11 protein-coding genes are annotated in these 10,001 nt (G+C 71.1%); 4 read left to right on the top strand and 7 right to left on the bottom strand.

What is annotated here, in order from left to right; genetic code table 11:
• Window positions 1-42: 42 nt before the first annotated feature.
• The 4 genes from KGA66_RS31730 to KGA66_RS19555 all read right to left on the bottom strand — a co-directional run bounded on the left by KGA66_RS31730 (window position 43) and on the right by KGA66_RS19555 (window position 4,669).
• Entirely contained in the window at window positions 43-1,173 is a 1,131-nt protein-coding gene (locus KGA66_RS31730) for a 3D domain-containing protein (protein WP_211469609.1), read from the bottom strand.
• A gap of 257 nt (window positions 1,174-1,430) precedes the next feature.
• Window positions 1,431-1,904: a carboxymuconolactone decarboxylase family protein gene (locus KGA66_RS19545; RefSeq protein ID WP_211469610.1), complete on the bottom strand. Its 474-nt coding sequence runs from the start codon at window positions 1,902-1,904 to the stop codon at window positions 1,431-1,433.
• Between the two features lie 170 nt (window positions 1,905-2,074).
• Entirely contained in the window at window positions 2,075-3,109 is a 1,035-nt protein-coding gene (locus tag KGA66_RS19550) for a YihY/virulence factor BrkB family protein (protein ID WP_312886990.1), read from the bottom strand.
• Window positions 3,110-3,718: 609 nt separating this feature from the next.
• A complete protein-coding gene (locus KGA66_RS19555) occupies window positions 3,719-4,669 on the bottom strand; it encodes an ROK family protein (protein WP_312886991.1) in 951 nt (316 codons plus the stop codon).
• A 337-nt stretch (window positions 4,670-5,006) separates the two neighbouring features.
• Between KGA66_RS19555 and KGA66_RS19560 the strand changes: the two genes are divergently transcribed.
• Together KGA66_RS19560 and KGA66_RS19565 are read left to right on the top strand one after the other, a co-directional pair.
• Window positions 5,007-5,315 (top strand): antibiotic biosynthesis monooxygenase family protein, encoded by a 309-nt coding sequence (locus tag KGA66_RS19560; RefSeq protein WP_211469612.1) that lies wholly within the window; start codon window positions 5,007-5,009, stop codon window positions 5,313-5,315.
• 141 nt (window positions 5,316-5,456) lie between these two features.
• Complete coding sequence (locus KGA66_RS19565; RefSeq protein WP_211469613.1) at window positions 5,457-6,518, top strand: cation diffusion facilitator family transporter; 1,062 nt, start codon at window positions 5,457-5,459, stop codon at window positions 6,516-6,518.
• Between the two features lie 119 nt (window positions 6,519-6,637).
• On the opposite strand, the gene KGA66_RS19570 is transcribed toward KGA66_RS19565, so the two are convergent.
• Both KGA66_RS19570 and KGA66_RS31735 read right to left on the bottom strand, forming a co-directional pair.
• Complete coding sequence (locus KGA66_RS19570; RefSeq protein WP_211469614.1) at window positions 6,638-7,504, bottom strand: oxidoreductase; 867 nt, start codon at window positions 7,502-7,504, stop codon at window positions 6,638-6,640.
• A gap of 13 nt (window positions 7,505-7,517) precedes the next feature.
• Window positions 7,518-7,889, bottom strand: coding sequence for an SDR family NAD(P)-dependent oxidoreductase (locus KGA66_RS31735; RefSeq protein ID WP_211469615.1), 372 nt, complete (start codon window positions 7,887-7,889; stop codon window positions 7,518-7,520).
• A 297-nt stretch (window positions 7,890-8,186) separates the two neighbouring features.
• Here KGA66_RS31735 and KGA66_RS19580 point away from each other — a divergent pair, with 297 nt between their 5' ends.
• Window positions 8,187-8,693 (top strand): YcxB family protein, encoded by a 507-nt coding sequence (locus KGA66_RS19580; RefSeq protein WP_211469616.1) that lies wholly within the window; start codon window positions 8,187-8,189, stop codon window positions 8,691-8,693.
• Window positions 8,694-8,807: 114 nt separating this feature from the next.
• On the top strand, window positions 8,808-9,254 hold the full coding sequence (locus tag KGA66_RS19585; RefSeq protein WP_211469617.1) for a pyridoxamine 5'-phosphate oxidase family protein: 447 nt from the start codon (window positions 8,808-8,810) through the stop codon (window positions 9,252-9,254).
• 61 nt (window positions 9,255-9,315) lie between these two features.
• On the opposite strand, the gene KGA66_RS19590 is transcribed toward KGA66_RS19585, so the two are convergent.
• Window positions 9,316-10,001, bottom strand: a 686-nt coding sequence (locus KGA66_RS19590) for an FAD-dependent oxidoreductase (RefSeq protein WP_211469618.1), incomplete at its 5' end; no start/stop codon positions are given.

Raw genomic sequence — 10,001 nt, forward strand, 5'->3', positions numbered from 1 at the left:
CCGTCGCCCGGTCCGGTCACCCGGTCCGGTCACCTTACCCGCTCAACAGGAGCCGTCGCTGGTCCACACCGCCCAGGAGGTCGGGGCTCCGGGCACCGCTCCGGTCGAATAGTAGGTGGCCTTGTAATTCGTAGCCTGATACGAAACCTCGTCGCCCGGCACGTAGGAAGTGCCCGAGTCCCACGGTGGCGCGCAGCCACCGCCACCGCTGGACGACGAGGTCGGGGAAGCGCTCGGGGACGCACTCGGCGAGGCCGAAGGCGACGCTGAAGCGGAAGCCGAGGCGGAGGCGGAGGCGGAAGCCGAGGCGGAGGCAGAAGCAGACGGGCTGCCGCTCGGATTCGCGCCGCCGAACGGGTCGGCGATCACGGTGATCGTCCTGCTCTGCACGCCCCAGTTGTTCGCCTGCGTACCCGGAAGCCACACGTCCACGGTGTCGTTCTGGATCCAGGTGCCGATGTCGATCGCGAGGCAGGTCCCGTATCCGGGTACGGCGAAGTAGGTGCCCCAGGGGATGACCCGCGGATCGGTGGCGCAACCGCCGAGCTGCGAGTTGTAGCCCGACGCGGTCTGACCGACGTCGTCGTACGAGGTCACCGTCATCGGGATCGCCGTGCCGACCGGGACGTCCCCGGGACCGGTCGCGAGGTTCCCGTCCGCGCCGAGCCAGTACGGCTGCGAGAGCCGGCCCATCGACGCGTCACTGCCGCTGGTGTCGTACATCGCCACCACGTCGTAGTACGCGTTCTGACACGGTGCGGTGTCGGTGACCGTCAGCGGCGCGGTCTGGCCCCAGTAGCTGACGTAACCGATGTCCACGCCGTCGCGCCACACCTTGTACGCGACCGCGTTCGGCACCTTCGAGACGGTGATGGTGACCCGCCCATCGGCCAGGCTGCCGGAGAGGGTCGGCGCGGCCGGGCGGGAGCTGAAGTCCACCGGCTGCGCGGTTTGCAGCGGCGGAACCCAGGGGGTGACGGAGCGGGCCGGAGGGGTGCTGCCCGCCGCCCAGAACGGGCACGCGGGCAGGGCGGCTGCCGCCGCGACGGAGCCGGTCCCGGCCGCGTTCGCGGCGGTCAACGGAGCCAGCGTGAATGCGGCGGCCGCCACGGCCGCGGCCGCCGCCGCGGTGACGGCGGGCCGGTACCGCGCGCGCATGGTCGAGATGTTCACTGTCGATCGCGCCTTCTTCGAGCCGATGGATAGGCAAAGAGAGGCGCCGGCGCCGCGACGTCCCGGACTGTGTACGGACACAGATACAGCGTCAGTCGTGTACTTGCTCTGCGATCCGCCGTACCGGATCGGTCCCAGTGAAACGCGCCGGACGGCGTACCGTCAAGGGTCTAGACCAATTTTGCAGGTGGCGGGACCGGCCTCGGGCCGGACGAGGCGGGTCCGATCCACTGCGGCCCCGGGTCCGCTGTCGCCGATCAGGCGAACTGGCCGGGCCGGTAGTCGCCGGCCGGCTGCCGCGTCATCACGTTCAGCCGGTTGTAGGTGTTGACCAGGGCGATGACACCCACGAGCGCGGCCAGTTGATCCTCGTCGAAGTGCCTGGCCGCGTTCGCCCAAGCCTCGTGCGTGACGCCGCCGGCCGCGTCGGCGATGCGCGTGCCCTGCTCCGCCAGTTCCAGGGCCGCGCGTTCGGCCTCGGTGAAGACCGTGGCCTCGCGCCAGGCCGCGACCAGGTTGAGGCGCAGTGCGCTTTCCCCGGCGTGCGCGGCGTCCTTGCTGTGCATGTCGACGCAGAAGCCGCAGCCGTTGATCTGGCTGGCCCGCAGCCGCACAAGGTCCTGCGTCGCCGCGGGCAGGGCCGAGTCCGCGAGCACCTTGCCCGCGGCGTTGATGTGCTTCGCGAACTTCTCCGTGGCGCGGTTGCCGTAGAAGTTGAGACGGGCGTCCATGCTGATCTCCCTGCCGTGTCGACGGTTACACAGCAATAACGGAGCAACAGCGCCGCAATGACGCGAGCAGCACCGCCGGGCGTGTCAGGCGGGCGGGCCTCGACGTGCCGCTCGTCTCATATCGGGGGTGCCGCTACGGCAGTTCTAGCCGGGCGGCACCTGAAAGCGGATCAGCTGCGCTCGCCGCTCGCGTCCGCGGGCACCGCCGGGTCCTGGCCGTCCGCGGGTCGCTGCTGCTTTGCGTGCTCCCCGAAATGCGCCTCGACCTGCATCTCCGGGCGTCGCTGCTCGGTCTCGGCATACGCGCGGTACGCCCTGCGGTCCTCGTCGGTCAGCGGCGGCGGGAACAGGCTGCGCGGCCACAACCGCCGCGTGCGCACGACATCGATCTCCGCCGCGTAGATCGTCAACTGCGCCTGGAGGTACAGCCACGCGAGCAGGCCCAGCACCAGGCCGAAGGTGCCGTAAAGCGACGAGGAGTGCCGCAGCGAGTGCGAGACGAAATACCCGCCGAGATACTGGAGCGTCTGCCACACCAGCGCCGAGATGATCGCACCGAGGCGCAGTTCGCGCCAGGTGACCTCCGCGGCCGTCGCCACGCGCAGGCCGAGCCAGAACAACCCCACGTTCAGCACCAGCGAGAGCGCGACGATCCCGACCCGGCTCCACGCCCCGAACGTGTGCCCGCCCCATGCGCTGATCCCGGACAGTGCGGTCGTGACCAGCACACCCAGCCCGATGACGCCGATCAGCGCGAAGCTGCGCAGCAGCGAGAACGGGAAGCCGGGCCGCTCGCGCCGCGGCACCGCCCAGATCTGGTTCATCGCGTTCTGTACCGCACCGGCGATGCCGCGCGCACCGAGCAGGGTTCCGACGATGCCGATGACCAGACCGGCGCCGCTGCGGCCGAACGAGTGGATGTTGTCGCGCAACTGCTGCCCGATCACCGGGAACTCGGTCAGCGCGGAGTTGAGCACGTCCTGCTGGAGCTTGGGGTTGCCCGCGAGCACCAGGCCGAGGACCGTGACCAGCACCAGCAGCAGCGGGAAGATGGAGACGAAGCCGTAGTAGGCGATCAGCGCGGCCAGGTTCCCGGCCTGGTCGTCGCCGAACTTGCGCCACACGGCGATCGGGAACCCCAGCACGGCATGCCGCTGTTGGAAGCGGTCCACCGCGTTCAGCAGACGTTTGATCCAACTACCCACCGACCTCACCCTCCAAGGGCACCGCGCCTGATTCCCGGCACGTATGCCCCCGCGTGGCCGGGTCATGCGCAAGCCAACCCCTGGATGGCGTGTGACCTGTACGTGCGCATTCGATTCGCTACGCTGATTCACAGCGTGCGCGGGGAAGCCGCACCACGCCGGACGGTTGACGACGGATCGAGCCGGGACGAGGTGACTTGCAGCCGCCGACCGACTCGGCGGCCGTGTGACCGCGCCACGGCGACCCGTGCCTATTGCGGCAGCGGACTGGTCGCGGTGTCCAGCGGATCGGGGACGTAGGCGGGCGGTAGCGCGGTCTGCGGGCTACTGGAAGGTTGGCGGGACATGACGATCTCGATGCGGTATTGCTCGGGGTGTTGCCAGATCCGGGTCCAGTCTTAGTCCGATCGGTGATTTGCTCACGGCGGCCGGGCGATCCCTTCCTGTGGACGGCTTCGCGTTCGGATGCGCGATGCCTGGCTGTGGTTCCCCTGGCAGGGCTCGTCGTCTGCGTCGGAGGAGGCGGCATGCCAGCAGGCTTCTCTGATAGAAGGGCTCTGAATTTCCTGCGCACGTCCGGCCGTTGAGATGTGACGTCCCGGGCGCGGCTCAGGCCGCCGAGTCGCCGGACGCGCCGCGGGCGAGGTGGGCCGCGCCGATGAGCCCCGCGTCCGTGCCGCGCTGGGCCGGCACCACCACGACGCCGGCGGCGAAGGGCAGGGACGCGTACTCCTTCAGGTGCCGCCGCAGCGGTTCGAGCAGCAGGTCTCCGGTCTTCGCCACGCCCCCGCCGACCACCACGGCCTCGATCTCCACCAGCGCGGCCGTCGCCGCGACACCCGCGGCCAACGCCCGGGCCGCGTGGTCGAACGCGGCCAGGGCGACCGGATCCCCGGCCCGGGCCGCGGCGGCGACCGCCTTCGCCGAACGGTCGGCCCCGGGCGGATCCCAGCCCTCGCTCAGCGCCCGGCGCGCGATCGCGGGACCGCTCGCCATCGTCTCGACGCAGCCGCGCCCGCCGCACGGGCACGACTCGCCGTCCACGGCCACGCTCAGGTGCCCGATGTGGCCCGCGTTGCCGGTCGGGCCGTGGTAGACCGCCCCGCCCAGGATCAGGCCGCCGCCGACGCCGGTCGAGACCGTCATGCACAGCGCGTTGGAGTACGGCCGCGCGGCGCCGAGCCAGTGCTCCGCCGCCGCGAGCGCGACGCCGTCACCGCCGAGCACCACCCGCCGACCGCCCACGACGGGCAGCGCGCGCACCCGTTCGACCAGTGGGAAATCCCGCCAGCCCGCAATGTTCACCGGCGAGACGCTGCCCCGGCTGATGTCCACCGGACCGGCGCTGCCGATGCCGACCGCGGTGACCCGCTCGCCCTCGGCTGAGCGCAGCACGGCGTCGGCGACCCGCGCGACCGCGGCCATCACCTCGTCGGCGGTCCCGGTCGCCGGCGTGTCCACGACGGTGTGCCGGGTAAGCAGGCCGGCCGCGTCCACGAGCGCGCCGGCGATCTTCGTGCCGCCGATGTCGATCGCCGCCACCGGGCCCGCGGCGTTCACCGCTCGGCCGTCTCGGTCGGGCCGGTCACCGCGCTCACGGCTGGACCCTCATCGGCCTTGCACTCCCCTGGCTCGGCGGCTCTCACGTCACGCGGCTTTCCTGACTCGGGCGCGAAGAGCGCTGGTGGCGCTTGTCGCGGCGCGCGCGAGCGGTGGGCGCTGATCCGCAAAGTACACGACGATGAGCAGCGTCGCGATGATCACGCTGACCGGGTGGCCACGGATCGCGCCGACGATCAGGCCTTTGTCCAGGCCGAGTGACCGACAGCATGCCACCGTCGGCTGCGTTAGCCTCGCCCTCGAAGTCGTCAAACCTCGCGGATGCCGGAGTGGAAACATGGTCGTCGAACACGCGGAACTCACCATCGCTCCCGGTCGGGAGGCCGAATTCGAGGCGGCGTTCGCCCGCGGGGAAAAGGCCATCGCGCAGTCCCCCGGCTACCGCTGGAGCCGGCTGCTGCGGCAGGTCGAGAATCCCGGCACCTACCTGCTGCTGGTCGGCTGGGTGAGCCTGGAGGCGCACACGGTCGAGTTCCGCGGCTCGGAGCTGTTCCAACAGTGGCGCGGCGCGGTCGGCGAGTTCTTCGCCGCCCCGCCGAACGTCACGCACTTCGGCGGCGAACTCGCGCCCGAGCGGCTCGGCTGACTCCTGCCGCGATTTTGACCGGCACAGGCTGGTGCGAACCCACTGCACCTGCCATCAGAATGCGCACGCTTATACACGGATCATGCGACGATGGCGGGTGTGGCGATCGCAGGCCACGCCGGATCGGAAAGGCGCCGCGCCGTGAGCGAGCAAACCCGCGAGCAGTCCCGTCCCCCCGGGCACCACGACCACCGCGAAGGCTTCTTGTCGCGACTGTGGCATGAGCTGGAACACCTGGTCGCCCCGCACAGCCACGATGCCGCGGACAAGGTCGACACCGCGCTGGAGTCCTCGCGCGACGGCATGCGCACGGTATGGCTTTCCCTGGCCGTCCTCGGTGGCACGACGCTCGCCGAGGCGGCGATCGCGGCCGTGTCCGGATCGATCGCGCTGCTCGGCGACGCCATCCACAACGGCGCGGACGCGCTGACCGCGCTGCCGCTGGGCGTCGCGTTCGTCGTCGGGCGGCGCGCGGCCAGCCGCAGTTACACCTATGGCTATGGACGAGCCGAGGACCTGGCCGGGATCGTGATCGTGTTGCTGATCGCCGCGTCCTCCGCGCTGGCCGGATACGAGGCGATCGGCCGCCTGATCAATCCACGCGAGGTCACGCACCTCTGGGCGGTGGCGCTCGGGGCGCTGGCCGGGTTCGTCGGCAACGAGTGGGTGGCGCGTTACCGGGTCCGGACCGGTCGGCGCATCGGCTCCGCCGCGCTGGTCGCCGACGGCCTGCACGCCCGCACCGACGGCTTCACCTCACTCGCGGTGCTGCTCGGCGCGGGAGGTGTCGCGCTCGGCTGGCGAGCCGCCGACCCGGTCATCGGCCTGGTCATCACGGTCGCGATTCTCAGTGTGCTGCGCGACGCCGGGCGGCAGGTGTACCGCCGGCTCATGGACGCGGTCGATCCCGAGCTGATCGACCGGGCCGAGGCGGCGTTGCGGGACATGGACCAGGTGCGGGCCGTCGGCGCGGTGCGGATGCGCTGGATCGGGCACGCGCTGCGCGCCGAAGCGGACATCGTGGTCGAGCCGGCGCTCACGATCGTCGAGGCGCACGCGGTGGCGGTCGAGGCGGAGCACGCCCTTATCCACGCGGTGCCCCGGCTGACGGCCGCGACGGTACACACCGACCACGTCGCGACGCCCGAGACAGGTGACCCGCACGCCCCGCTGGGTCATCACGGCCCGGCTGCGGCCGAATGACCGCGAGCGCCTGCGGCGGGTGACGGCACGGCCGCACGCGCCGCACGCGCCGCACGCGCCGGCCGCGCCGCTCGTGCTGGCCGCGACGGCCGCACTCCCGCGGCCGGCGCATCGAGCCATCAGCGGCCGATGGCGTCAAGCTGTGTCATCGCGTCCGCTGAGAGGTCGAGTTGCGCGGCGGCGATGTTCTCGCGCAGGTGGGCGCGCGAGGACGTACCGGGGATCAGTACCGTCGTGGGCGAGCGGCGCAGCAGCCAGGCGAGAGCGACCTGGTGCGGCGTGGCGCCGAGCAGGCGCGCCACCTCGTCCAGGGCCGCGGACTGCAACGGCGTGAATCCGCCCAGCGGGAAGAAGGCCGCGTAAGCGATTCCCTCGGCCGCGCACCGATCGACCATGCCGTCGTCCTGCCGCCGGGCCACGTTGTACAGGTTCTGCACGGTGACCACCGGCGCGATCGCCTGCACCTCGGTGAGCTGCGCATCGGTGACGTTACTCAGGCCCAGGTGCCGGATCAGGCCCTCCCGCTGGAGTTCGGCCAACGCGCCGAACATCTCCGACAGCGGCTCGTCCTGCGGCCCCTCGACCGCTCCGACGCGCAGATTGACCGCGTCCAGCGCCTCCATGCCGAGGCGGCGCAAATTCTCGTGCACCTGCGCCTTGAGGTCCTCGGGCTCGCGCCGGAAGATCCAGGATCCATCCTCTCCGCGCCGCGCGCCGACCTTGGTGACGATGCGAAGACCATCAGGGTACGGATACAACGCCTCCTTGATCAGATCGTTGACGGTGTAGGGCCCGTAGAAGTCGGCCGTGTCGATGTGGTCCACGCCCAGCTCGACCGCCTCGCGCAGCACAGCGATCGCCTCGTCGCGGTCCCTGGGCGGGCCGAACACGTGCGGTCCGGCCAGCTGCATCGCGCCGTATCCCATGCGGTTGATCTCGAAATCGTCGGCGAGCTTGAGGGTCCCGCCGAGGGTTCTGTCGGTCATCTACTCCCACCAGCTAATCAGGGTTCTTACGAATATTGCCCAGCGCCAGGCCGCCGTCACCAGGGCAGGGCGCCGTCGCGGTCGTGGAAGGTACCGGTGGGCCGGCCCGCCGCCCCGTCCGGGCCGATCGTAGCCAGCCGCACGATCGCCTCGGCGCCCTGTCGACGCTCTGCACGCCTTCACCGCTCATACCGTGCAGGTCGGTCGCGGTGAAACCCGGCTCGACGGCGTTGATCCGCAGATCGGGCAGCCCCTTGGCGTACTGCACGGTCAGCATGTTCACGGCCGCCTTGGACGACGGGTAGATCGGCAGCGAGTACGCGCTCTGCCGGCTGTCCGGATCGGTCACCCGGCCGAACGAGCCGAGCGCGCTGCTCACGTTCACGATCACCAGCGCGGCGGCGGCTCGCGGCAGGGGGGCGCGACCGATCCGGCCGCGACGCGGTGCGGGGGCAAGCGGAGTAAGCGAGTGAGCGCGTAAGCAAGTAAGCGGAACGACGATGCTGACGCCGCGGGGACGTCTGATCGACGCGCTCGACGGGGTCTGCGCGCGCACCGTTTCGAGCCAGGCACCTGCGCAAAGGCAGCGGCGCATTGCGGTCCGGGTTCGCCAGTGCCTAGCATGGCCATCCGCCGCGTACTCGCCCCCTCGCGGTCGAACCGCTCATTGAAGGACTCCGCCATGGCCGCGCGCATAACGGTCGAATTCGATCTGCCCGCCGACGAGATTCCGGTCATCCTCGGGCTGAGGAACGCGCGCGTGCGCGGCGGCGTCTACGTGGCTTTCATCCTCGGCCTCGGCATACTGCTGATCACGCTCGGCGCGGCAGGCCGCTCGCCCGCCGGAACCGGCGGCGGCCTGTTCTTCCTGGCGATCGGCCTGTTCGCGGCGTGGGCGGTGTTCAAGGGGCCCGCCTCGGGCGAGAATCACGCCCTGCGGCTGGCCGGCCCGACGAAGGTCGAGTTCTCCGCCGACGGCGTGCACTACGCCGGCCGCTTGATCACCGAGCGGTTCGAGTGGAAGCAGGTCATGTTCCTCAACGAGAAGCAGGCCGCATGGGTGCTGAGCATGCGCCCGTCCGGGACGTGCATCGTCCCGAAGGCCGCCATCGACCCGCAGCAGCGCGACGCCTTCGTGCGGCAGGTGATGGAGTGGGCCGGAAAGAGACACAGGCCCTGCAGCCGCTGACAGGCTCAGGCGCGACGTCGCCCGGCTGATCACAGTCCCGCGCCAACGGATTGCCGACCGGCGCGTCGCACACCACCGGGCGAATGTCGCCTTACGTGGCACTAGCCTTCGAACATGGCTGCTTTCTCTGATGCCGAACTCGGCTTCCTGCGCACGCACCACTCGGCCGCGATGATCACCGTCGACGCCGCCGGGGTGGCGAAGACGGCGCGGGTCGGCGTCGGGCTCGTCGACGGCCGGCTCTGGAGCAGCGGCACCCGCGACCGGGTCCGCACCCGGCGGCTGCGCCGCGACCCGCGCTGCACCCTGTTCGTCTTCGACGGCACGTTCCGCTGGCTGGGAGTCGAGTCGACGGTGACGATCCTCGACGGGCCCGGCGCCCCCGAGCAGAACCTGCGGCTGTTCCGCGAGATGCAGGGCCGCCCGAGCGGCCCGATCACGTACTTCGGCGGCGAACTCGACGAGGAGGCGTTCCGCGCCCGGATGATCGAGGAAGGCCGGTTGATCTACCAGTTCGAGGTGGTCAGGACCTACGGCTTGGTGCAGGCCCCCTCGTTCTGACGACGGACCGGCGCGTTCCGGCAAAGGGTCCGTGATCGCCCGAGCCGGCGGTGGGCCGAACTCAGCAGGGCCGGTGTTCCAGCATCCGTTCCACCACGTGCCGCGCGATCGCGAGGCTGGAGGTCGCCGCCGGGGACGGGGCGTTGCGCACCGCGGTGACCGGACCCAGGAAGCTGATACGGAAGTCGTCGACGAGCCCGCCGTCGCGGTCCACGGCCTGCGCCCGCACCCCCGCGGGGGCCCGCACCAGGTCGGCCGCGGTCAGATCCGGCACGTAGGCGCGCGCGGCCTCGGTGAACGCGCGCTTGGAAAGCGAGCCGTGCATCTCGCGCACGCCCATCCGCCAGTGCTCGCGGAACAGCCGCAGCGCCCCGGGCCAGGCCAGCGTGGCGAGTAGGTCGCGCGGGCTCACGTCGCGGCGCCGGTACGCCTCCCGCGCCAGGCCGAGCACCGCGTTCGGCCCGACGTCCACAGTGCCGTCGACTCGGGGCGTCACGTGCACACCGAGGAAGGGGTACGCCGGATCCGGGACCGGGTACACCAGGCCGCGCACGAGGTTCGCCCGCTGCGGGACCAGCCGGAAGTACTCGCCGCGGAACGGCACGATCGCAGGACCCTTGTCATCCCCGGCGAGACGGGCGAGCGTGTCGGAATGCAGGCCGCCGCACAGCACCACCTGGTCGAAGACGTACCGCTGCCCGTCGTCGCGCGTCCTCGCGGCGCGGCCGGTGCGGCCACCGCCACCAC

It is taken from the genome of Actinocrinis puniceicyclus (genome assembly GCF_018283645.1).
Taxonomy (GTDB): Bacteria; Actinomycetota; Actinomycetes; order Streptomycetales; family Catenulisporaceae; genus Actinocrinis; species Actinocrinis puniceicyclus.

Coding starts and splice junctions, on each gene's coding strand:
- KGA66_RS19585 (WP_211469617.1), top strand. CDS start 8,808: ATGGCTGCTTTCTCTGATGCCGAACTCGGCTTCCTGCGCACGCACCAC.
- KGA66_RS19580 (WP_211469616.1), top strand. CDS start 8,187: ATGGCCGCGCGCATAACGGTCGAATTCGATCTGCCCGCCGACGAGATT.
- KGA66_RS19570 (WP_211469614.1), bottom strand. CDS start 7,504: ATGACCGACAGAACCCTCGGCGGGACCCTCAAGCTCGCCGACGATTTC.
- KGA66_RS19560 (WP_211469612.1), top strand. CDS start 5,007: ATGGTCGTCGAACACGCGGAACTCACCATCGCTCCCGGTCGGGAGGCC.
- KGA66_RS19545 (WP_211469610.1), bottom strand. CDS start 1,904: ATGGACGCCCGTCTCAACTTCTACGGCAACCGCGCCACGGAGAAGTTC.